This is a genomic window from Treponema sp. J25 (genome assembly GCF_004343725.1).
In the GTDB taxonomy this organism is placed as follows: domain Bacteria; phylum Spirochaetota; class Spirochaetia; order Treponematales; family Breznakiellaceae; genus J25.
Genome location: NZ_PTQW01000017.1, coordinates 38,766 through 62,605, shown reverse-complemented (window position 1 = coordinate 62,605; position 23,840 = coordinate 38,766). Strand labels below are relative to the sequence as shown.

The window sequence follows — 23,840 nt, the reverse complement described above, 5'->3', positions numbered from 1 at the left end:
GCTAGATTTTATTTTGAGGCATTACGGGGGATCCGGTTTGTCGGATCAGCTTAAGCATCTCATCTACCGACAGATGCTCCTTGTTTTCCCGGCTGCTCAGATCCCGAAGGGTGTAGGAGGATTCTCCTTCTTGAGGGATAACCATGAACCGGGCCCCCTTCTTTTCCGCCAGGGCAAATTGCTGGGACAGTTTTTTAGGTTCCGGAAACACTTCGCAGGCCAGGCCTGCGGCCCGGAACTGCTGGGCCAGGGCCTGATAGCGCCCACCCTGTCGCTCATCAACGCAGGCAATGGCTACGACGACAAAAGAGCGGGGGGCGGTCTCTTTTCCCAGGGCTTCCAGGGCGGCGAGAAGCCGGTCGAGGCCAATGGATGCGCCTACACCGGGAAGCTGCTCCCGCGAATAGAGGGCCACAAGGTTGTCATATCTTCCCCCAGAACACACCGACCCAATATCAGGAAGGTCGTTTAAAAAGGTTTCAAACACCACGCCGGTATAATAATCAAGCCCCCGGGTAATCGACGGATCTAATACGAAGGAAGATTCAATGCCCAGGTCTTTCATGAATTGTAAAAGCGTTTCAAGACGTTCTGTATCGCTGTCCTTTCCTCCTGCCATATCGGTAAGTTTGCGCAGGGTTTCTTCATAGGAACCTTCGGTGTGGATATATGACAGAATGGTAGCGGCTCCTTCCTGGCCCACAAGGTTTGCGAGGAGGTCCCGGGTTTCTGCTTCCCCGATCTTTGCAAGTTTATCGACGGTCCTTAAAATTTCCACGCTGTGGGGGAGCCAGCCAAAACGATGTAAAAAGCGATTAAACAAGCCCCGATGGTTCAGTCGAATGGTGATATTCTGGACCCCAATTGCCGAGAGGGTTTGTTTCATCATCAAGAGAATTTCAAAGTCCGCGGCGCTCTTATCGGTTCCCACGATATCAAAATCGCATTGGGTAAATTCGCGATACCGCCCTCGCTGGGTATTTTCGCCCCTCCACACCTTAGCGATATGGTATCGTTTAAAAGGAAGGGGTAATTCGTGACGGTGTTCGGCCATAAAACGGGCAAAGGGAACAGTTAAGTCAAAGCGCAGGGCCACATCCCGTTCTCCATGATCTTTAAATCGATAAATTTGTTTTTCCGTTTCTCCGCCCCCTTTCCCCAGAAGAATCTCCGCATATTCAAGGGCAGGGGTATCGATGGGAACGAACCCGAAAAGACGAAAGGACTGTTCTATCTTTTCGATGAGCAGTCGTCGTTCAATTTCTGCAGGAGGAAGAAAATCTCGGAATCCTTTAAGTACCCGGGGTTCAATATACTGGGCCATACCTGTTTCTCCGTATAGAAAAAAAAAATTCTTCCTGATATGATGCCACAAAAAGCCCCTGTACGTACAGGGGAAAAACTGAGAAGGGAAAATCATGATACTAACCGTAGATGTGGGTAATTCAAATATTGTGGTAGGACTGTGGAATGAAAAAGGGCTTCAGCACCGCTGGCGGATCCATACAGTGATAAAAAAAACTGAAGATGAGTATGGGACCATCTTTAAAAGTTTACTGATAGACGAAAAGGTGGAAATTACTCATATTACTGCGGCATGTCTTTCTTCGGTGGTACCACCCCTTACTGGTCCTTTTACGGTAATGCTGGAACGGCTGGTGGGTAAGCGGCCTATTGTGCTTGGCCCGGAGGTATACGAAAAACTCCCCATCACGGTCCTTAATCCCTATGAAATTGGATCGGACCTGGTGGCCGACGCCCTGGCGGCCTACGAGCTTGCGGGTGGGGCTGCCCTGGTGGTTGATTTTGGGACCGCCCTTACCTTTACCGCTATCGATGGGAAGGGGGTTATCCAGGGAGTTTCTATTGCACCGGGACTCAACACGGCGGTTCTTGCCCTTTCCCGGGATACGGCCCAACTGCCCCCGGTGGATTTAGCAATTCCTCCGGCTCCTTATGGGAAAAATACGGTCCATGCTATTCAAGCAGGGATTGTATACGGTTATACGGGCCTCGTTGAGTATCTGGTAGAGAAAATTAGCCAATCCTTAGGGGAGCCTCTGCAGGTGATTGGGACCGGCGGACTCTGTCGGGTAATAAGTCCCCTGACCACGGTATTTACTTCTATCAATCCCGACCTCACCCTCTATGGGTTGAAACGGGTTGCAGAAATAGTAACCTCTACCTCGCCGTAACGGGGATGGTCCCCCACGATGAAGTTTTTGTTAAGATGCGGTGGGCTGTTCCTGTGATAGGGTTTGATTGAGGGATCGGGCCCGGGCGGTAAAATAGTAATCGTCGAGAATTTCGATGAGGGGGGGATTAAAATCAATGAAGGATCTGGTTCGAAGGATGCCGCTGGGAAGACGATTTGACTCTTGAATGGTTCCCGAAATGGTACATTTGTATTTCTTAAAATAGAGCTGAAATATTACCTTGCTTCCTGCCGTTCGCTCCTGCACATGGGGACCTTCTAAGTGTACGATGGTCTTAGAGTTAAGCGAAAAAATTTGGATTCTCCCTTCTTTCCCGCTTGAATCTTTAATAGTGGCGTAAAGGTTGTATCCCATGGTGCGAGCTACCTCAGGGGTAAGACGAAGCTCTTCTTTCCCGTATGATTCATAGAGCTGTTTAAGCTGTTCCTGGCCTTCCAAATAGGATCCTAAAATTCCAATATATTCGTCAGGGGAATTTTTATAGTCCAACGTAAAGAGGGCCACCGTATCCCGTCCTTTCATAGGGCTTAAAGAAAGGATGGTGCACCGAATAAAGAATAGGAGGGGCTCCTTTCGAGTGGGCACGGAGAATCCAAGGGAAAGGCCGGCAATACTGTTGGTGTATTTTTGGAAGAAGGTTATTTCCTGTATGGAAAGGGAGCCCATGAACACGGATCGCTTAAAGCCCAATTGGAACGGAGCTATCATGAGATTATAATCATCTACCTTTAATAGACACAAGCTTTGTTCAAATCCCAGCTTTTTTAACGTGTAGGGAGTACAGGGAATCTGGAGATCCCCGTATCGCTGGAGGTAATGCATACTTCCTGATCCTGTATCCATGAACCAATCCTTTTTCATAAAGTATAGATATGGCCCTCTTTTTTACGCAATGGCCTATGTATCGAAAATATCTAAAGAGGTCGGGCCTTTATACTATATCATCGAAACGGATCCCTTCTCCAGCGGGGATATCCTCTTTTACCACCTTCCCGATAAGATGAGAAAACCACTGAGGAGCAAGCCCTGGGCGAAGTTCTTTTTCGGTTCGGAGGATGGCCATATCCTGGGCGGTTAAGATGCTGCCCGCGGGAATATCTCGGAGAGCATGAATAGAGCGATTGGTCCGTTCATAATTTGCTTTTTCCGCAGGGGCAAGGCGTTTTCGACCATCCCCAAGAATTGCCTTGATCAGGGTCTCTCCTCGTTGCTCGCTCCACATCCTGAGAATTTCCGCTTTTCCTTCCTGGCTACCCCGTTCATTAAGCACCGCGGCGGCATTTCGTACGGATCGCACCAGTCGGGCAAAATCCTCTGGGGGAAGAGCAATGGGGTCATCAAGGCCGACATCCCGGCGGGAAAGGCAGAAATGTTTTTCTATGACCCGGGCCCCACAGGCTGTGGCAAGTACCGGCACGAGTTCTGCGTCCATGCTATGATCACTTACTCCCACCGTTACCCCAAAGAGGGCCCGCAAGTTTTCCAGGAGGAGCAGGTTGTACTCTGTCTCGGGAGTAGGATAGGCAGTTACACAGTGGAGCACACACACCTGGTCTTCGGGGAAAAAAGAAAGGGCCTGTTCTATATCTGCTAGTTTCGAAACCCCCGTGGAAAGAATCGTTGGAAGCTTATATGAAGCAATTTCTTCAAGAAGCTGCACATAATTCAGTTCAGGGCTTGCTATTTTCATGAGCTTGGGGTGTAACGCGTGAATTTCCCGGGCACTTTGTAACCCAAAGGGGGTACAGAGAAACAAGGCTCCCTGCTCTTCGACATATTCTTTAAGTTCCGCAAGAAAGTCGATAGAAACTTCCAGTTGTTTGAAACGTTCATAGAGGGGAATGGGACCGCCGGGGAGGGGAACTATGCCTGTTTTGGGGTGGAGGATCTCGTCGGCGTAAAAGTGCTGGAGTTTAATGCAATCAGCCCCCGCTTCCCGAGCGGCGTGAACCAGTTCCTTTGCCTTGGTAAGACTCCCATTATGAGATGTCCCCAGTTCTGCAATAATGAGAGGAGAGGGCGATAGGGTCTGGAAAAAGTGCTCCATGGCCCCATCATTCCATGAAAGGGGCTTTTGTGCAATCACTTTTTCGAGAAGAACCCTCGACATTTTTGTATCCATAGGGTATTATTTTTTATATACGTTACAACCGGAGAAGGAGAGGCTATGAAGACCCTGATTTGTGATGTTTGTAAGCGGGTGATTCAAAATCCTATAAAGGACCGTAACTATTTTCATATTAAGGATCGGGATCTCTGTGAGTCCTGTAAAGACCAACTGGAAATAGTACTGAAACCGGTGGTTCGCCAGAAGTATCCTTTTAATTTCGAATGGTATGAACGCTTAATGACCGATTCTATTGAAAAGGCGGTTCAAAAGGGAAAGTTTGAAGAAATAAAGTAGCTGTTTCAAGTTGTTTTAACCGGAAGGGGACCTCGGGGGCAGAAAACTGCCCTTGAGGAGGAGAGAGCTGTTCCTCAGAAGAGGTTCCCGGAAAAGCGAGGGAAAAAAGAGGGGGGTACCCCTCCGAGACCAAAAGTAAAAAAGCCAGAAGGTGTGTTCCGTTCCCCTCAATTGACATAGTTTTTCGTGCCGTGATATTACTATACATCGTAAAATTTTCCCTCAATAAGGAGTAACCATGTCCGGTCATAGTAAATGGGCGACCATAAAGCACAAGAAGGGTGCCGCCGATGCAAAGCGGGGCCAGTTGTTTACCAAGCTTATCAAGGAAATTTCCATCGCTGCCCGAATGGGTGGAGGTGATCCCGAAGCAAATCCCCGACTCAGGACCGCCATCCTTAAGGCAAAGGCGGCGAACATGCCCAAGGATAACGTGGAACGGGCCATTAAGAAGGGTACGGGCGAACTAGAAGGGGTAAACTACGAAGAGTTGACCTATGAGGCCTATGCGCCCGGTGGCGTGGCGGTTCTTATCGAAGTTCTTACGGATAATAAGAATCGGGCCGCGGCGGATGTACGGAATATTCTGACTAAGGCAGGGGGGTCCCTCGCTACGGCAGGGGCTGTTTCTCGGCTTTTCAAGCGGAAGGGGCTCATTACCTTTGATGGGGAGAAATACTCGGAGGATCAGATCATGGAGGCCGCCCTGGAAGGCGGTGCAGAGGATGTAAGTACCTCCGATGGGGTTATCGAAGTAATCACCGCCCCTGAAGATTTTGAAACGGTCCTCAATGCCCTCAATGCCCGTGGGTTTGAATCGATGAGTGCTGAAATCAGTATGATCCCCGATATGGAAGTATCCCTCGACAAAGAATCGACGAGCAAGGTTCTTAAGATGATCGAGCGGCTTGAAGAAAACGATGACGTGCAAAACGTCTATCATAACCTTGAAATTCCTGAAGGGTTTGAAGAAGAGTAATCCTTTGCGTACCCCCCCTCGCCGGATCCTGGGAGTAGATCCCGGACTGGCGGCCACGGGCTGGGGCCTTGTGGTATATGAATCGAATCGTCTTATCCATGTAGCCCATGGATGTATAGAAACTGAACCACATCTCAGCCGCCCGGAACGTTTATTGTGTATCTATCGCCAAATACGGGATATTATTACTCTCTATGCTCCAGAAGAAGGGGCGGTGGAGACCCTCTATATGGGAAAAAACACCGCTACCGCTATCCCTGTAGCCGAGGCCCGGGGGGTTGTCTGTATGGCCATGGCTGAACTGGGGCTTGCCGTTCGGGAGTATACCCCCCTCGTTATTAAGCAAGCTATTGTAGGTCGCGGAAAGGCAGAAAAGCATCAGGTTCAGGAAATGGTCCGTCTTCTTTTAGGGCTTGATGCGGTGCCCCAACCAGACCATGCGGCGGATGCCCTGGCGGCGGCAATTTGTTTAGCCCATGGTACCGCTTGCGTAGCCTTGAGTAGCTAGGCTATAGTATTTTCATGTTTAACAGCCTTCGGGGAATCCTTACTGCCAGAATGGGAGAGACGGTGTATCTTGCTACCGGTGGTATTGAATGGGATATTACCGTACCGCTCCTGGATAGTGAACAGCTTCCTCCTGTAGGATCAGAGGTGCGTCTCGTCGTATGGTTGTACCATCGGGAAGATCAGATGAAACTCTTCGGTTTTACCACCGAAAAGCGACGGGAAACCTTTCTGGAACTCATTAAAGTAGAGGGTGTGGGGCCTCGACAGGCCATAAAAATCCTGAGCGGTATTAGTGATGAAGACCTCGAGGCTGCCTTAGAGAAGGAAGATGTTCTCCGATTACAAGAAGTGCCGGGTTTGGGGAAAAAGACAGCCCAAAAACTTATCCTTTCTTTAAAGGGAAAACTCGTTGGAACGCCTCAAAAAGAAGGGCTCCCTCCTCTCCATGAAGATCTTGTGGTGGCCCTTACTAACATGGGTTATGACCGAAGGGCCGCCCAGGAAGCGGTACTCCAGGCCAATCGGGAGTTACAGGATGGGGCGCCACTTGCTCAGGAAGAACGGGAAAAGCGCCTTTTTAAACGGGCAATCCTCATTTTAAGCGGTGAATGAGAGAAGGAATTTCTCTATGGAACATAAAAAAAAAGGAGACCCCAAAAATCAAGCCCATCCCGTCTCGCTGCTGCATCCTGAAACAGTCCTTGAAGAGGATAGCACGGAGGGATCCCTGCGTCCCCGGTATCTACGAGAATTTATTGGCCAAAAAAACATAAAAGATAACCTCTCAGTTTTCATTACCGCCGCCCGGCAGCGCAAGGAAAGTCTCGATCACCTTTTCTTAATTGGCCCTCCCGGGCTTGGAAAAACAACCCTTGCTCAAATTGTGGCAAATGAACTCCAGGTAGACTTTAAAGTTACCTCCGCTCCTGCCCTGGATAAGCCGAAGGACCTGGCAGGAATTCTTACCACCGTAACCGAAGGAACGGTATTTTTTATCGATGAAATCCATCGCTTAAAACCCACCATCGAAGAAATGTTGTATATTGCGATGGAAGATTATGAATTGGATTGGGTTATAGGCCAGGGTCCAAGTGCCCGGACTATCCGTATTCCCATTCCCCGTTTTACGTTAGTAGGGGCCACCACCCGGGCGGGGATGGTTTCGAGTCCCCTTATTAGTCGGTTTGGCATCACCTGTCGTTTTTCTTTTTATGAGCAGGCGGACATGGAAGCGATAGTGCGACGCTCCGCCGACATCCTTCAGGTGCCCATCGAAGAAGGAGCCATTCGTCTTATCGCTGCTTCAAGTCGGGGGACTCCCCGGGTGGCAAACCGGCTCCTCCGTCGGATGCGGGACTTTGCCCAGGTTTTTGGGGGAGGAACGGTGAGCAAAGAGGTCGTAGCGGAGGGCCTTGTCCGTCTTGAAATAGACGAGCTTGGCCTTGAACGGTACGATCGGGAAATTTTGCGGATCATCATCGAGCGCTATGGGGGAGGTCCCGTGGGGGCTGAAACCCTGGCCATTTCGGTAGGAGAATCGGTGGAAACCCTAGAAGATTACTACGAGCCCTACCTGATTCAGGCAGGGCTTTTGCAACGAACCCCTCGTGGTCGGATGGCAACGCCCTTCGCCTATCAACATCTTAAGCTGGAGCCTCAAACGAATGGAAACAGGGGATTTCTTTTTTAATTTACCTTCCCACCTTATTGCGCAGCATCCTTCTTCTCAACGGGGAGAGAGTCGGTTGATGGTAGTCTCCCGTTCTTCCCGGACGTGGCAACACCGCTGGATGCGAGATTTCCCTGAGCTTCTTCCTCAGAATGCGGTGTTAGTATTCAACAATTCCCGGGTACGGAAGGCCCGTATTTACGGGACTTCTCTGCGAAATAAAAAGCAGGAAGAGTTTCTCCTTTTGGAATCCCTGTCTCCTTTCCGTTGGCTGGCTCTTACCAAAAAAATGAAGCAGAAAAAGAGGGGAGAACAGTTTCAATTTACCGGTGAACGAGAGGGCACTATCGTCGATTTTAAGGAAGGGCAGGTGCTCCTCGAATTTGATAAGCCCGTAGATGACCTCTGGCTCGACCAGCATGGGCATATACCGCTTCCCCCCTATATAAAGCGAAAGGATGAACAGGCTGACGAAGAACGGTATCAAACCGTATATGCCCGGGAAGTTGGTTCTGTAGCGGCCCCGACGGCGGGGCTCCACTTTACCGAAGAGATCCTTCATGAGCTTGACCGGCGGGGTATTGTACGGGCCTTTGTTACCCTTCATGTGGGGATGGGAACTTTTTTACCCGTACGAAGCAGGCGGGTAGAGGATCATCAGATGCATGAAGAGTGCTACACCGTTCCCCTGGAAACGGCCCAACTGGTAAACCAGGCAAAACAGGAAGGACGGCCGGTGGTTGCGATTGGTACGACAAGCGTTCGGACGTTAGAGTCCGCATGGAGAGACGGGGCCCTGCATGCGGAAAGCGGGAAGACGCGGATATTTATTTATCCGGGCTATCATTTTCAAGTGGTGGATCAGCTTTTTACCAATTTTCATACCCCTGAATCAACCTTGCTCATGCTCGTTTGTGCCTTTGCGGGGAAGGATCTCATCTTCCAGAGCTATGAGGCGGCAATCCAGGAGCAGTATCGTTTTTTTAGCTATGGGGATGCCATGTATATTCAATAAAGACCTCCGCCGGGGACCTTTTTTCTAGCGCCCCCTGTTAACCTGTTAATAAGTATTTTCGTCCATTGCTTCAAACTGCTCGCGCACCTTTTGCAGGAGCGCCAGTTCCCGTTCAATGGTTTTCTGGTAATTTAAAGACCCATCGGCGATGCGGGCTGCCTCATCTTCCCAGAATTGCACCCGTTCCAGGTTAATAAAGCGAAACCGCTTATCGTTTGCCTTTTCTGCCCACTGGATGGCCTCTTTCCAGTAGAAAAGGGCAGTGCGGTAACAGGTTTCGGCGGTTTTAAGGCTTTCCAGGTTTTGCTCTTTCCACGGGGCATTGTAAAAATAGGCATTCCGTTTGTTCCACTTGTTTCCCAGCAAGAGGTATTGCTCTATGAGTTTTAGATTGATATGCATCATAAACAGGTAGCGATATTTTTCCCATTGAGTTTTGTTTTCAATAAGGGCAAGGGCATACAGGGGATTACAAAAATCTGCGGTCAGGGCCTTTTCAAGCCAGTAGATGTTTTCCATCGTATCATCGGGATACTGGATGTAATGAAGATGAAATAACCGATAGTACTGTTCTTTGTACTGGACATAGTAGGCTCTGGCGGTGTCTCCCCCTATTCCGATCAAGAACAGAATGGCTAAAAGAATACCCTGTCGTCGTTTGCCTCTGGTTATTGTGATGTTCCTGCTTCGCATATCGTTTTTAGTATCGGCATATGTGAGAGGGCCCTCCATACTTCCTCAGCCACCTCTGCGATACTTTTTGTTGCATCAATCACGATACAACGGGTTCCTCCTTTCTCGCAATAACGGGGAAGTACCGTTTCATACCGCTGGTGGATCTTTTTTTGAAAATCTAGTCGCTCATATATATCCCGCTCCGAGCGTTGTTCGTATCGACCTGCGGCTATCTCAGGGGGAAGTCGAAAATATAATAGCAGTTCCGGATACGGAAAATCCTGATTCAATTGTTCTACTACCGCATCGCCGCAAAAAAGTCCCTGGTATACCAGAGAACTGGGAACATACCGGTCGCTTATTACCAGTTTTTGTTGCTGACAGTGTGATACAATTCCCTCAGGGGCATATAAGTGTTCTTGCCGGTCCGCCGCAAAAAGATAGGCCAGGGTCTTTGGTTCTAATGGAATCTTTCCCCGAAGGCTCTCCCGAAGGAGCTTCCCAATAGGGCCTTTTGTAGGCTCGAAGGTCGCCACAAAAAAAGAGGAGGGTAGTTTTTTTTGTAACAGTTCAAGCTGGGTGGTTGTTCCACTCCCATCGGTACCTTCCAGTACCACAAAGTTTTGTAGTATCATAGGAACGGTTATACCATGGAGCAGCAAAAGAAGAAAGACAAAAGCCCTTCGTTTCTCGTGGTAATAGGAAGTTTTTTGATAGTGTTGTTCCTTTCTTCCGGGCTGGGGGTTCTTTTCCAACGGGGTATTGTAGCTCGTACCCATTCTATCCAGCGAGAACTTCTTGAACTCATACAAGAAAAAACAGGTTTTTCTCTTTTTTATGCTTCCATGGGGGCAAATATCTTTGGAAATTTAGAAATTCATCGTCTTATTCTCTCCCATGATACAGAACCCTTTGTGGTCTCGGTAGATCGGGTAAGGATAGTGTTTTCCCTGGGAGCCCTGCTGGGAGGGAAGGATTGGAAAGAAGCCCTGCGACGGGTAGAATTATATAAGCCCCGACTTGAGTTGCAACTAAAAGAAATAGGGAAAGAAGGAACGTCCTCCACTAGCCAGGGAAAAGGGGTTCCTTTTAGTCAGCATATCCAGAATTTAGTACGGTCTTTTCAGAATTTTTCGTTTCGAATTGTTCAGGGAGAACTACTGATACGGAACGATAGTGAAAGGGAAATACGGCTATCTTCCTTTTCATGTTCGGCCTCATTCCGTAGTCACGATGCAGATCAGCTGCATCTTCAAGGAAACACGGTTCTTCAATACAAAGGTCCTGAAGACAATGTTACCGGAGGACTTTTACGGACCGAGCTTTCCTATCGTCTTGACGTAGACCCTTCTTTAGAGTCTGTTTCGGGAAACCTGGCGACCACCATCACTGAAACAGCCTATTTTACGGTACAACCCTTTTCGGTTACCCTTCGATATCAGCCCCATGAAATTGAAGTAAAAAAAATACGGGATGCTTTTCCCTACGATTTTAGCTTTTCTTTTTTTCCGGAAGAACAAAGGGCTAGCCTGAAGGTTCGAACCGCCCAATTTAATCCTTTTACGATAATAAAACTTTCATCCCGCTGGCAATCGGTACAACAGTGGATTCCTTCACTTCTTGATGGAGAAGTGTTGGTGAACTATTGGCCTACCCGCAACGATCTTTCATATGAAGCAAATTTACGGGGAATGGTGAATCTTCCCTACTCATTGGGACCTGCCACTCTTAAGGTTATTGGGGAAGGGAACCTTCGTTCTCTGTATTTTAGTGACCTCTCTCTTACGTTTCCTCAAGGTTTTGTCCAGTATAAGGGGCACTACGAGATTCCTACGGCCCGTCCTGAAGGGACAGTGGCACTTACCCTGTATCAGAAAGATAGAACCGCCCCTCCTTTTGTATCTACCGTGATAAGTCTTTCAAAGGAACAGAAGGATTTTATCCTTTGGAGTGAGGACTTACAGATTGGTAACACCCATCTTTCAGCCTTAGATGGTCGTTTTTCATTTGATGGATCCACCATCAATGGGATTGTTTCTACCCTTCTTTTTAAAAACATAGAGTCCTATGAGAATGTCCAGGTTGCAAAAATTACCCTTGAAGGAAGCTATACCTTCTCTGATAATTTTTTGCAGTCCCAGATTTCCTTACGGGATGTTCCTTTAGAAACCATGCAGCGTATGGTTCACACCTTTATCCCGTCTTTTCCAGAGGAACTCCCTGGTCCACCCATGACCTGTACCACCGATATCTATATTCTTGCGGATCATGCCAATATAACCTTTACCAGTCCCCGTATCATGTTGACTACCGGTGGAACGAATCCCTTATTCCTCCTTTTTTCGATGGCCGGAACCAACCGGGAGCTTTCCATTCAGGATGGGCGTCTTTTCTGGACAGGGGGACAACTGGGCTTTTCAGGCAATTTCCTCTACGAAGATCGGCAGAGTCTCCTTTTTTCAACATCTTTTCAGTATGTAGATCTCTTGTATACCGTCGATGGAGAACTCCTGGATGGTCGTTACCTTACTTTGCGCGGGAATTATGGTTTACTGGCCACCCTTGCTCTGGACCCTTCGGGCGCGGTACAGGGGCATTTCAATGTTGATCAGCTTCCTTTGCCCCTGGATTTGATAGATTCAAAGGTTTCAATAAGAGAATACCCCCATTTCTCAGGAGAAGCCTCTTTTTCGTATGTATCTCCTGAACAATGGAATGTAGATATTACCTCCTTTTCTTTTCAGAATATCCATGTTTTTGATATTCCTGCTTTTTCCTGTTATGGATCAGGCCTTGTGTCACCAGAAAAACTTCGTATTGGTTTCCAGGAGATACGACAGGTAAATCAGCCCATTCTTGATGGGGAACTAACGGTTACTGGTCTTTTCCAGAAAAAAATGAAGGGTTCCCTTGCTCTTTCAAACGCTATCACGGGTGAACAGTACCAGCTAGAAGTGGTTACCCCTGAGGCTGGCGGCTTGGAAGTCCGTTTGAATTTTAAAGGAGCATTGGCGGGCCGCTTTTCTCCGACGGTCCCGGTGAAATCAGCCACTGGTGAACTACGATACGTAGCTGATGAAAAGGGACAATTTAATTTTTCCTGGGCTCTTCCAACGGTAAAGGTGCTGCTTAATGACCAGGAATATACCCTGTTCTCCCTTGGTTCTTTGGATAACCAGGAACTTCTCAGCGAAAAAACCAGTATTCAATATGGACAGCTACAGGGAATCCTTTCTAATATTGTGCTGGATAGACAAAAGGGTGTATTGACTTTCACAGGAGAAATAACGGGCCCCCTCCTTGGTAAGGAAAGTAATATATTTTTTGAAAATCGGAGTACCTTTACTTCTCCTTCTTCCTGGGCCGATTTTCTCACTCCTGAGTTCTATACGACCCCGCTGGTGAGTGTGTTCTCTCTTACCAAAGGTACCTGGGATAACCAGCCGGTAGAACCCTTTTCTTTGCACTACGAACAGGATCGGCAGCATATGCTTATCTATGGGGGGCCAGGAGAGGCAATTTCAATTCGTCTGGATAGAGAAGGGAACCTCTATGGGTCTCTTTCCAAGCCCCTTCCTCTTAACGCATTATTTGAAGGGACTATTCAGAATCAACTGATGAATATTCAGATCCATTCTTTTGTGGTTGATGTGCCCTCTTTGTGGAAATACCTTCCCTTTCAGACCCTTCTTACTTTTTCTCAAGGTATCCTTATCGGAGATCTCCGACTTTCTGGGAGCGTCCAGGATCCTCAAATAGAAGGATCAGTGACCGGAGAAAATCTTCGGTTTACTCTTACAGAGTGGATTACTGATAGCTGTACAGTCCCACAGGCTCATTTTGTCGTTGAAAATTCCCTACTTCGTCTTGAACCGGTCCGGGGAATATTCTCAACAGGCGAGACGATCCTTTCGACGACCATGCAATTTGAACGCTGGATTCCTCAAAATTTTCAGCTCACCATCCAAACAGAACGAGAAAAGGCCATCCCCTATCGTATTGCCCTCTTGGGGATCACAGCCAAGGGATTCGCCTATGGTACGTTGTCTCTTTCGTTTACAGAAGATCTCTTTGCTTTGACGGGGAACCTGTGGGCAACCAATAGCACCATCACGTACCTTCCCGAGGAACTAAAGCAGACAGATGTTTCTTCCTCTGGACCTCATATCACTACCAACTTGATGATATATACCGATAAAAATGTGGCTTTCCTCTGGCCTTCTCAGGATTTCCCTATTCTTCGAGCCTATAGTGATGCTGGTTCTTCTTTGCAAGTCCTTTCTAATAGTCAGACCGGTCGTTTTTCGCTTCGTGGTACCATTCAATTACGGACGGGAGAAGTGTATTACTTACAACGGAGCTTTTTCCTGCGAAGAGGTAAACTTGTTTTTAACGAAAATGAAATAAAAGTGGATCCCTCCATAAGCATCCAGGCTGAATTGCGGGATCGCACCGAAAATGGACCGGTTACCATTACGATGGTGGTGGATAATACCCCTCTTTCTCGTTTTATTCCCCGTTTTGAATCGAGTCCTGCCCTTTCTCAATCGGAAATTCTTTCGATTCTCGGGCAAAATGTTGTAGGAACCTCGTTACAGGGAACTCTTCTTACGATTTCCTCGGATGTTCTTACCCAATTTGGAATTATGCGATATTTTGAACAGAATGTGCGTTCTACCCTGGGTTTAGATATGTTTTCTATTCGAACCCAGGTGCTCCAGAATGCCCTGGTGCAGGTTTCAGGAGTTACAGAAGAAGGTACCCTTCAGAAAAACAGGGGGATTGGTAACTATTTTGATAATACCACTGTTTATATTGGCAAGTACTTTGGGCCGGATTTGTTCTTGCAATCTCTGGTCTCTTTAAAGTATGATGAACAACAGGCAAATACCTTTGCAGGAGGGTTGTCTATCGAGTCAGAAGTGGGATTAGAACTCAGAACCCCTCTTTTCATGATAGAATGGAGTATTACGCCAAAACATCAAGAGCATTTGTTTATGTCTGATCAGTCATTGACAATTACATGGAAATGGTCATTTTAAGAGTAATTTAATGAAAGAAGGAGCTTCCATGCGCAGATTATGGTTTGTGTTGGTTTTTGTCCTGGGAGGGACCTTTCTTGGAGCCCAGCAATCCGATGAATGGTACATTGGTAAGCCCATAAAAGACATCACCTTTGAAGGGTTACAACATGTAAGTACCTCTGAATTGGAAGGTATTACCTCTCCCTATATCGGACGTTTTTTTACGGATACTCTTTTTTGGGAATTGCAGGGGAAACTGTATGCCTTGGAGTATTTTGATACCCTGACTCCCCGGGCTATCCCCGCAGATGAAACAGCCCAGGCGGTTATTTTGAAGTTTATTGTAAAAGAAAAGCCCGTGGTATCCCGTATTCAGTTTCAGGGGAATACGGCTATTCGGAGTGGGGAACTACAGGATGCTATCACTATCAAACAAAATGAGGTGGTAAATACCATTAAATTGCGGGCTGACGAAGAGGCTATTCGTAATAAGTACCTTGAAAAGGGCTATCCCGATGTTTCTGTGCAATCTCAGGTGATAGAAGGGACTTCTGCAAAAGGTCAAAACACCGTAGAAGTTCGTTTCATTATTGAAGAAGGTGAGCGGGTTGTTGTTGAAGCTATCCGCTTTGAAGGAAATACCGTTTTTTCAGAAAATACCCTCCGTTCCCAGCTTTCTCTCAAACCTAAGTCTCTCTTTAATGATGGGGCTTTCCAGGAGGCAAAACTCCTGGCGGATCAGAACACCCTTGCCCAGTATTACCGAAACCGGGGCTATGTGGATGCCCGAGTGGTAGATGTATATAAACAAACAAGGAAGGATGAACAGGGCCGAAATTTGATGACCCTCACGTTTAAAATATTTGAGGGAAAAATGTATACCCTGGGGAAGATAACCTTTGAGGGTAATAAACTGTTTCCTACCAAACAACTTGAGGGTCTCATAAGTGCAAAGCCACAACAACCGATTAATGCCCAACGTCTTGAAGCAGATATGCAGCGGGTGGCAGACCTGTACTATGAAAACGGATATATTTTTAATACCATTACCCGTACTGAAAAACGGAATGAAGAAGCAGGGACCATCGATTACACTATCACCATTGTGGAGCGGCCCCGGGCATACATCGAAAATATTATTATTCGAGGAAACAAAAAAACAAAAGAAGAGGTAATTCTTCGAGAAATTCCTCTTGAACCCGGAGATATTTTTTCTAAAAACAAAGTTCTTGATGGACTGAGAAATCTATATAATCTTCAGTATTTTTCGTCTATTATTCCTGACACTCCCCAGGGAAGTGCGGAAAACCTTATGAATCTCGTTTTTAATGTAGAAGAACAACCTACCACGGATATCCAATTTGGTCTTACCTTCTCTGGTTCCTCCGATCCAAAAGCCTTCCCCATATCGGGACTTCTAAAATATAACGACCGGAACTTTTTAGGTGGAGGCAATACCATTGGCCTGGAACTCACCGCCTCGCCGAACACCCAACTGGTTAGTTTTACCTATACCCAGCGCTGGATGTTTGGAGTACCTTTGAGTGGTTCCTACGATTTTACCTTCAATCATAGTACTAAGACGGCCCTCATGGATTCGTTGGCTCCGATCTTTAACGGCGACGAGGATTATGCATATCCTGATGGTTTTGACAGTTACGAACAATACGTAAATAGCGATGAGACTCCCCTTGATGAATACCTCATGTCCTATGACCAATGGAAATTCTCCCTGGGATTTTCAACGGGGTATAGATTTGGTACACCGATGGGGAACCTGAATGTGGGAGGAGGACTGCGTCTCGGTATTGTGTACAATTCCTATGATGAGACCCTTTATCGTCCCTTTGATCCTACCTTACGAAAAAAGAATAACCGTTGGGTTCCTTCCAATTCTATCTGGTCAATGGTATCACTTGATAATCGGGATATTTCGTATGATCCTTCTTCTGGTTTTTATGCGATTCAGCGCCTTGGGCTGTATGGTCTTTTTCCTGCGGATTGGGAACATTATCTGAGGACCGATACCAAGGCAGAATATTTCCTTACCCTCTTTAGAATTCCTCTTTCAGAATCCTTTACTTTTAAAGGTGTGTTCGGACTTCATTCGGGGGTCTCTTTTATATTTCCCCAGATAGTAGATGGCACTCCTCAGATAGAAGATTCTAACAAACTGGTAATAGATGGAATGTTCGTGGGACGGGGATGGTACAGTATGCGACTTACCTATGGAATGGCCCTTTGGGAAAACTGGGCGGAATTGCGGTTTCCCCTTGTACCCAATATACTTGCTCTGGACTGGTTTTTTGATGCGGCGGCCATTAAAAAAGATTATGCGAGCTTTGTAAGTAGTCTCTCTTTGGAAGACTTCCGCTTTAGTTTTGGGGCGGGCTTACGATTTACGATTCCTCAGTTTCCCTTCCGATTTAGCCTAGCTAAACGATTCAAAGTTGTGGATAATCAGATCCAGTGGCAAGATGGAGGCATTGGGAGTTGGGGATTGGACTTTGTACTTTCCTTTGCTCTTTCATCATATTAGAAGAGAGGAGGAGATATGAAAAGGCATATATTACTGATGGTGTTGATAATCGGAGTGGGGCTGATACTTACTCCCTTTACTCTGGATGCACAAATGATAACCCGGGTGGCGGTCGTGGATGTCCCCAAAATATACACCGCCTTTTTTAAGGATTCCGCAGCGGTACGGGAATTTGAAGAACGAAGTGCCCGGGTTCAGGCAGAAATTAACAAAATGACCGAAGAAATCCAGGCCCTTCAAAAGAGTAAACTGGAAGCGGAGGCCGCAAAAGATTCCAGTCGGGCTCTTCAATTAGATAACGAGATTTATAAAAAAACCGAGTATCTTAAAGAATACTACCGGATTAAAACCGCCGAATTAGAGGATCAGCGGAAAAAGCTCGCCCAATCGAGTAGTTTCTTGCAACAAGTATACAATGAAATCAAGATTGTTGCAGAAAGTGAAGGATACAGTGTGGTTTTTAATATAAAAGATACCACGGGAATTATCTGGTACAGTCCCTCTGTGGACATAACAGATAAGGTCTTGCAGAATCTTCTGACCAAGGCCGGAAAACAATAAAAGTACGGGGATTTTCACAGGAGGAGGGGGCACTCCGTTCTGTGAAAATCCCCTAGGAAAACAGACAGATCCCTCTCCTTCCTGGTGAAAAGAAGAATGTCCGCCCCTTCAAAAAGGCAGAAAGTATTTTTTACGTTTGAGAAAGAAATCTGAAAAAATCATTGCCCCTTGGAAGGGTCTTTCATCTGGCTTTTTAAGACCGCATGAAGGGTAGCAAATTTCTTACGGTTTTCTTCTGAGATTTCCATGAGATTTTCATGGGTATGGAGCAAGAGGTCGAGCTCTGCCTTCTTGGTTTGAATTACATCGATCATGTTTTTGGGGAATTCTACGGCGGTGTCCAAGGTTTTAACGAGACTGACGATACCGAGAGCGGACAGCAAATTCCGTGCTGCCTCTGATGGCTGGACGATGGTAATGGGATGTTTTGCGGATCGTACGAGCCGTTTATTAAAGCCCACCAGCAACCCCATAAACGTAGAGTCCATATAGTCGCATTGAGAAAGATCGATATAAAGATCCTGCACTGGCGGTGCCGAATCTAAGCGAGAAAAAACAATTTCCCGGAGATCTGCACAGAGGGCCGCGGTTATATGTCCCACCGCCTTAATATAGAGAACACCCTTTTCTTCAGTGTATAATAATGACTCAGCCACAATCTACTCCTTTGCTCTTTCCACACACTATCAGTTGTACTTTAAATCATCCTGGCGTATAATGCAACTCCCATGATAGAAACAACTCCACTGGTTGAACAGTACAGAAAAATTAAGCGGGACTATCAGGATATGGTCCTTTTTTTCCGGCTGGGGGATTTTTATGAGATGTTTGCGGAAGATGCCCTCGAGGTTTCTTCCCTGCTTAATCTTACCCTTACCAGTCGGAATGGACTTCCTATGTGTGGGGTTCCCTACCATGCGGCCCGATCCTATATTGCCCGCCTTTTAAACCTGGGAAAGAAGGTCGCTATCTGCGAACAGGTCACTGAGCCAGGAAAGGGGAAAGGGCTCATCGAACGCCAGGTGGTCGAGGTGGTAACCCCCGGTACCGCCGTAGATGAGGATTTTCTTGAGCGGGGAACCGCTAATTACTTGGCCTCCTTAGTCTATAAAAATGGGTTCTTTTCCTTTTCTTATATAGAGTTATCGACCGGTGAGTTCTGGACAACCCATTTTCAGGAGAACCCAGATACCCTGGATCATGAAGAACGTATTCGTCGGGAATTAGGTCGGCTTGCTCCTCGGGAGCTTATTATCCAGGAGTCTCTTCTGGAAGAACAAGGATCGATTCAGGCCATACTCCATGAGTATGGGGACCTGGTTATAAACCGCTGGCCCGATTGGGTATTTGATTCCTATCAGTGTTATGAGCGGCTGCTCAAACAATTTAAGGCGGTGAACCTTAAAGCCTTTGGGCTTGAGGAGGGATCCCCTGAAATTCTCAGTGCCGGTGCTATTCTGTTGTATCTGGATGAAACTGCCCGAAGTGTGCTTCCCCATGTTCGTTCCCTCCATGTATACGGGGAAGAGGATTTTGTTGCCATAGATGAAGCCTCCCAGAAGAATCTGGAACTTGTCCAGAATCAACGGGAGGGGGATAGTCGGTACACCCTTTTTGAAGTTCTGGATCACACCAAGACTTCCATGGGGAAGCGACTCCTTCGCTGGCGAATTTTGCATCCCCTGCGGGAGAAAAGTGCCATTCATCTTCGTCTTCGCATGGTGGAACTGTTCTACCACGATCAAGGACGGCTCTCCCAAATTCGGGAACTCCTTTCTCGCATCCCGGATCTGGAACGCCTTTCAGCCCGTCTTGCCATGGATAAGGCCCATGGGAAGGATCTCGTGGCTATCAGGACTGCCCTGGCACAGTTCCATCGCCTCCAGAAACTTATTGATGAATGTGGGCTTCCCTCTGAATATGAGTTAAAGCTCGGGAGCCAGGAACAGAGCCAGCTTGTCGCATTGCAGCATCTTCTGGAACAGGCCATTTGTGATGAGCCCTCGGTGCTTCTTACCGAAGGAAATCTTATTCGAGAAGGGTATAGCAAGGAACTGGATCACCTAAAGGAGCTTCAACAAAAAGGGCGGAGCCTATTAGAAGAGTATCTTGAGGAAGAGCGAAAAAAGACGGGTATCACCAATCTTAAAATGAAGTATAACCGTCTTATCGGTTACTATTTTGAGGTAAGCCGTGCGAACCTGACTCTGGTTCCTCCGTATTTTATTCGTCGTCAGGGGATCGCCGGTGGAGAACGATTTACAACCGAACGACTCATGGCCCTTGAATCTGAAATTGAAGGAGCTGCAGAACGGAGCATCGAATTAGAAAAAAATCTCTTTCTCGAGATTAGAGAAAAAGCCAAAGAATCGATACCCCTCCTTTTGGATGGGGCCCGACGGATTGCGGAAATTGATGTAACCGCTTCCCTTGCCTGGGCAGCGACCCTCTATGGCTGGAATGCCCCCGAAATAGATGAATCTTGCCGGCTTTGTATTAAAGAAGGACGCCATCCGGTAGTGGAAGCCCACCTTCCCCGGGGAGAATTTATCCCCAACGATACCGACCTTGATGGGGAGGGCTTCTTTTTTGCCCTCATTACGGGTCCAAACATGGCAGGAAAATCCACATACCTTCGGCAGAGCGCCCTTATTACGATTATGGCCCAGATGGGCAGTTTTGTTCCTGCCAGGGAAGCCCGTATTGGGGTGGTGGATAAAATATTCTGTCGGGTAGGGGCCTCGGATAACCTGGCCCGGGGAGAATCGACCTTCCTGGTAGAGATGAATGAAACGGCCCGTATTCTGAGATCCGCCACGAAGCGAAGCCTGGTTATCATGGATGAGGTTGGTCGTGGTACGGGAACAAAGGATGGTCTTGCCATTGCCTGGGCCGTTTGTGAAGAACTCCTTGAACACATTCGATGTCGAACCCTGTTTGCCACCCATTACCACGAGCTTTCTCGACTAGAACATCCGGGGATGATGAATCGTTCTATGGGGGTAGAAGAACGGGATGGAACTATTGTGTTCCTGAGAAAATTGAAGGAAGGGGCAACGACCGAATCCTACGGGATTCATGTGGCCCAGCTTGCGGGAATTCCTCCAAACGTGCTTGAACGGGCAATGGAGATTATGAAAGCCTTGAGCGAACAGGAAGAACTCCTCCAGCACCATATCGATACGTTTCAGGGGGCGCCTCAGGGGGAAGCTGAAAAAAGGGAAGTTGCTCCCCTTACCCCGTCAGAAAAGAAAGAAAAGCCCCATCCTATTCTGGAAGAATTGCTTCGCCTTGACCCCAACCGTCTTACTCCCCTGGAAGCATTGGGGCGGATTTATGCCTGGAAGGAGTTTCTTTTAAAACAGAGCCAAAAGGCGCCCCATCGTTCCTATCCAAAAGAGAAGGATCTTTTTGAATAAAAAATAGAAAAAACTCATGCGGGAAGGAAAAACTTCCTCTAGTTATGGATGATGGGGTTACGGTATCTTTCCTGGCTATGGGGTGCTTCCTGTCCTCTGTGTGGAATCCCCCTCGTCTTTAAAAAGGAACTTCTGTCTGGCCTTTGTAGCGCCTGTGCATCGTTATTTCTTCCCTACCGGGGCGAACGGTGTCGTTCCTGTGGACGTCCGCTCATTTCAGAACAAGAACGATGTATGGAATGCCGGGATAGGGGACCCCGGTCTTACGATAAGATGTATGCCCTATACCCCTATGAGGGACCATATCGAAAACTCCTGGCGACCTATAAATTTGAAGGTCATCGGAGCCTTGCGTATTTCCTGGCCCAGCAGATGATTAACAGTCTATTTTGTTTTGATTATACTCCTCTTTCTTTTTCTTCTCGATTATATTGGGTTCCTGTTCCTCCCCGACCGGGAAAAATACGACATACCGGCTGGGACCAGATAGCTGAGATTGGGAGATACCTTCCGAGAATAGGGAGAAAGGAGGGGCTTTCTCTTTCCGTGGTTTCCTGTTTACGACGACGGTCCGGAAGGATTCAAAAAAGATTAAACCGGCAAGAACGGGAACAAAACATGCGTGGCAATTTCGAAGTATGTGGGAACATTCCCGAACAGCTTATCCTTTTTGATGATGTGGTTACTACCGGAGCGACCCTCGAAGCCTGTGCGGCTACCCTCCGAAGGGCGGGGGCCCGGCATATTATTGCCCTTACCCTTTTGTATGATTAGTATCTCCCATGCCCGTTGACAAAGCATGAGAGAAAGGATAGAGTAAGATCACGATAAAAGATTTTGGATAGAAAAAAGGAGTCGTGCAAGCGACTCCTTTTTTGTAGGTGGAGTAGTGACGTATACCATAAAAGAAAGGGATAGCCTTTATGCCTCCCTCAATACGGTGGTGCAGGGACTGGGGCTGTTGCTCGTGGACGTGGAAGTGCATCACCAAAAGGGAAAAACGGCGGTGCAGGTGATTATTAGCAAAACAGAGGGATCGGTAGGTATTGATGACTGTTCCCGGGTGCACCGGGCCATTATTCCCCGGGTCGAACTGGCGTTCCCCGGTGAGTCGGTATACCTCGAAGTGCTGTCGCCAGGCATCAATCGATCTATAAAGGATGCTTCCGAATTTCCTCTGTATGTGGGAAAGGGGGTCCGCTGTTATCTTCAGAATACGAACGACTGGTGTGGAGGGGTTATCGCAAGGGCCGACACTACCCATCTTGTGTTACGGAAAAAGGGAGAACTGATGGAAATTCCCTATGAAAACATCATCAAGGCCCGTTTAGATCATTCTCAGGAGGTTGCAAACTAATGGCAACAGATATGTCAGAAGCGATCCGTCAGTTGGTACAGGATCGGGGACTCTCGGAAGAGTTAGTACTTAAAACTATAGAAAACACCCTCTTAGCGGCATATAAACGCAAATTTGGGACCACGGAGAATGCGGTCATTCGCTTTAGTGATGATAATCGGGAAGTCGCTATCTATGCAAAAAAACAGATTGTAGAAGAGCTCGAAGATCCTGTTACGGAGATAACTTTAGAGGAGGCTCGCCAACTCGATCCAGAAGCCGAGATAGGAGATGAAATTCTCATAGAGATAGACCCTAAAGAATTCGATCGGGGGGCGGTTCAGAGCGCAAAACAAACAGCCCATCAATCAATCCGGGAGATTCAAAAGGATAGTCTCTATTCGGAATTTAAAGATAAAGTGGGCGAGATTATCATTGGGTACTACCAACGGGAACGGAATGGAACGATTTATGTTGATCTCGGCAAGGCCGAAGGGATCCTTCCCAAAAAATACCAATCCCCTCGAGAAGTGTATCGACCGAACGACAGAATCAAGGCCCTGATTGTGGAAGTAACCAAGGGACCCTCGGGGCTTCAGATCGTGCTTTCCCGGACGCATACCGAATTTGTGCGGGCTATCCTGGAGCTAGAGGTTCCTGAAATTTATGATAAAACTGTGGAAATTCATAAGATTGTCCGGGAGCCGGGCTATCGAACCAAAATTGCGGTATACTCCAAACGAGAAGAGGTAGACCCTGTGGGAGCCTGTGTGGGTCTTAAGGGGGTACGGATTCAGACTATCATCAAGGAACTGGAAGGCGAAAAGGTTGATATATTAAAGTACGAAACGGATCCCCGAAAGTTCATAAAGAATGCCCTCTCTCCGGCAGAGGTCAAGGATGTTATTATCCTGGATGAGGCAAAGCGGCAAGCCCTGGCGATTGTGGCCGATTCCCAGCTTTCCCTTGCCATTGGTAAACAGGGCTTGAACGTACGGCTTGCAAATCGTCTTGTCGACTGGAACATCGATGTAAAAACCGAATCCCAGTATGAGAGCATGGATATCTATTCCGAGTCCCGCAAGGCGGTGTCGCAGCTCTTCGGAGAAGAAGAAGGGTACGAAGAAGATATCAGCCGCATCGCAGAATTGCCCGGTGTCGACCCGGTGGTGGTGGACCTTCTCCTGCAGAACGGGATAGAATACATCGAAGATTTCCTTGAGTTAACCGACGAACAACTACAGAACTTGCAGGGAATCTCTCCACAACAGATTGAAGAACTGCAGCGGCTTATCGACGAAAATGTTGAGGTTGTGGTAGAAGAAGAGCCCGCCCCTGAGGAGGAAAGGGAAGATCAAGAAGAGGTAGCTTCTTCGGAAGAAGAAGAGGAATATGAATGTCCTGAATGTGGTGCAAAGATAACCCTCGATATGACCACCTGTCCGAACTGTGGGGTAGGGTTAAGCTTTGAATATGAGGATGAAGAATAAAGG

20 protein-coding genes are annotated in these 23,840 nt (G+C 47.4%); 14 read left to right on the top strand and 6 right to left on the bottom strand.

Annotated features, from left to right (window positions below; genetic code table 11):
• Position 1 precedes the first annotated feature (1 nt).
• Complete coding sequence (gene hisS, locus C5O22_RS06685) at positions 2-1,324, bottom strand: histidine--tRNA ligase (protein ID WP_132780438.1); 1,323 nt, start codon at positions 1,322-1,324, stop codon at positions 2-4.
• Positions 1,325-1,418: 94 nt separating this feature from the next.
• Here hisS and C5O22_RS06680 point away from each other — a divergent pair, with 94 nt between their 5' ends.
• The gene (locus C5O22_RS06680; protein WP_132780437.1) at positions 1,419-2,195 is read left to right on the top strand and encodes a type III pantothenate kinase; all 777 of its coding nucleotides are present in this window, start codon (positions 1,419-1,421) and stop codon (positions 2,193-2,195) included.
• 30 nt (positions 2,196-2,225) lie between these two features.
• Here C5O22_RS06680 and C5O22_RS06675 read toward each other — a convergent pair whose 3' ends face one another.
• Together C5O22_RS06675 and C5O22_RS06670 are read right to left on the bottom strand one after the other, a co-directional pair.
• Entirely contained in the window at positions 2,226-3,059 is an 834-nt protein-coding gene (locus C5O22_RS06675; RefSeq protein WP_132780436.1) for a PilZN3 domain-containing protein, read from the bottom strand.
• Positions 3,060-3,147: 88 nt separating this feature from the next.
• Entirely contained in the window at positions 3,148-4,263 is a 1,116-nt protein-coding gene (locus C5O22_RS06670) for an N-acetylneuraminate synthase family protein (RefSeq protein ID WP_132780440.1), read from the bottom strand.
• A gap of 120 nt (positions 4,264-4,383) precedes the next feature.
• Here C5O22_RS06670 and C5O22_RS06665 point away from each other — a divergent pair, with 120 nt between their 5' ends.
• The 6 genes from C5O22_RS06665 (at position 4,384) to queA (ending at position 8,793) form a co-directional block, all read left to right on the top strand.
• A complete protein-coding gene (locus C5O22_RS06665; protein ID WP_132780435.1) occupies positions 4,384-4,620 on the top strand; it encodes a hypothetical protein in 237 nt (78 codons plus the stop codon).
• 238 nt (positions 4,621-4,858) lie between these two features.
• The gene (locus tag C5O22_RS06660) at positions 4,859-5,599 is read left to right on the top strand and encodes a YebC/PmpR family DNA-binding transcriptional regulator (RefSeq protein ID WP_132780434.1); all 741 of its coding nucleotides are present in this window, start codon (positions 4,859-4,861) and stop codon (positions 5,597-5,599) included.
• A 4-nt stretch (positions 5,600-5,603) separates the two neighbouring features.
• A complete protein-coding gene (gene ruvC, locus C5O22_RS06655; RefSeq protein WP_243692889.1) occupies positions 5,604-6,107 on the top strand; it encodes a crossover junction endodeoxyribonuclease RuvC in 504 nt (167 codons plus the stop codon).
• A gap of 14 nt (positions 6,108-6,121) precedes the next feature.
• Positions 6,122-6,721: a Holliday junction branch migration protein RuvA gene (gene ruvA, locus C5O22_RS06650; RefSeq protein WP_132780432.1), complete on the top strand. Its 600-nt coding sequence runs from the start codon at positions 6,122-6,124 to the stop codon at positions 6,719-6,721.
• 16 nt (positions 6,722-6,737) lie between these two features.
• A complete protein-coding gene (ruvB, locus tag C5O22_RS06645; RefSeq protein ID WP_132780431.1) occupies positions 6,738-7,799 on the top strand; it encodes a Holliday junction branch migration DNA helicase RuvB in 1,062 nt (353 codons plus the stop codon).
• A complete protein-coding gene (queA, locus tag C5O22_RS06640) occupies positions 7,774-8,793 on the top strand; it encodes a tRNA preQ1(34) S-adenosylmethionine ribosyltransferase-isomerase QueA (protein ID WP_132780430.1) in 1,020 nt (339 codons plus the stop codon). Before ruvB ends, queA begins: the two co-directional genes overlap by 26 nt.
• 45 nt (positions 8,794-8,838) lie before the next feature.
• Here queA and C5O22_RS06635 read toward each other — a convergent pair whose 3' ends face one another.
• Positions 8,839-9,486 (bottom strand): hypothetical protein, encoded by a 648-nt coding sequence (locus C5O22_RS06635; protein ID WP_132780429.1) that lies wholly within the window; start codon positions 9,484-9,486, stop codon positions 8,839-8,841.
• Positions 9,462-10,103, bottom strand: coding sequence for a dTMP kinase (gene tmk / locus C5O22_RS06630; protein WP_132780428.1), 642 nt, complete (start codon positions 10,101-10,103; stop codon positions 9,462-9,464). The genes C5O22_RS06635 and tmk overlap by 25 nt, the downstream gene beginning before the upstream one ends.
• 15 nt (positions 10,104-10,118) lie before the next feature.
• Here tmk and C5O22_RS06625 point away from each other — a divergent pair, with 15 nt between their 5' ends.
• The 3 genes from C5O22_RS06625 to C5O22_RS06615 are packed head-to-tail and all read left to right on the top strand — an operon-like array spanning position 10,119 to position 17,592.
• Positions 10,119-14,510, top strand: a complete 4,392-nt coding sequence (locus C5O22_RS06625) for a translocation/assembly module TamB domain-containing protein (protein WP_132780427.1) — start codon at positions 10,119-10,121, stop codon at positions 14,508-14,510.
• Between the two features lie 28 nt (positions 14,511-14,538).
• Positions 14,539-17,031, top strand: coding sequence for an outer membrane protein assembly factor BamA (bamA, locus tag C5O22_RS06620; protein ID WP_132780426.1), 2,493 nt, complete (start codon positions 14,539-14,541; stop codon positions 17,029-17,031).
• 15 nt (positions 17,032-17,046) lie between these two features.
• Positions 17,047-17,592 carry an OmpH/Skp family outer membrane protein gene (locus C5O22_RS06615; protein WP_132780425.1) on the top strand — a complete coding sequence of 182 codons (546 nt, stop codon included), beginning with the start codon at positions 17,047-17,049 and terminating at the stop codon, positions 17,590-17,592.
• Positions 17,593-17,750: 158 nt separating this feature from the next.
• Here C5O22_RS06615 and C5O22_RS06610 read toward each other — a convergent pair whose 3' ends face one another.
• Complete coding sequence (locus C5O22_RS06610; RefSeq protein ID WP_165910440.1) at positions 17,751-18,248, bottom strand: STAS domain-containing protein; 498 nt, start codon at positions 18,246-18,248, stop codon at positions 17,751-17,753.
• Between the two features lie 72 nt (positions 18,249-18,320).
• On the opposite strand from C5O22_RS06610, the gene mutS reads away from it, so the two are divergent.
• The 4 genes from mutS (at position 18,321) to nusA (ending at position 23,837) form a co-directional block, all read left to right on the top strand.
• Complete coding sequence (gene mutS / locus C5O22_RS06605; RefSeq protein WP_132780423.1) at positions 18,321-21,011, top strand: DNA mismatch repair protein MutS; 2,691 nt, start codon at positions 18,321-18,323, stop codon at positions 21,009-21,011.
• Between the two features lie 48 nt (positions 21,012-21,059).
• Positions 21,060-21,785, top strand: coding sequence for a ComF family protein (locus tag C5O22_RS06600; RefSeq protein ID WP_132780422.1), 726 nt, complete (start codon positions 21,060-21,062; stop codon positions 21,783-21,785).
• 115 nt (positions 21,786-21,900) lie between these two features.
• Positions 21,901-22,368: an LSm family protein gene (locus C5O22_RS06595; RefSeq protein ID WP_132780421.1), complete on the top strand. Its 468-nt coding sequence runs from the start codon at positions 21,901-21,903 to the stop codon at positions 22,366-22,368.
• A complete protein-coding gene (nusA, locus tag C5O22_RS06590) occupies positions 22,368-23,837 on the top strand; it encodes a transcription termination factor NusA (protein ID WP_132780420.1) in 1,470 nt (489 codons plus the stop codon). The genes C5O22_RS06595 and nusA overlap by 1 nt, the downstream gene beginning before the upstream one ends.
• Positions 23,838-23,840: the final 3 nt, after the last annotated feature.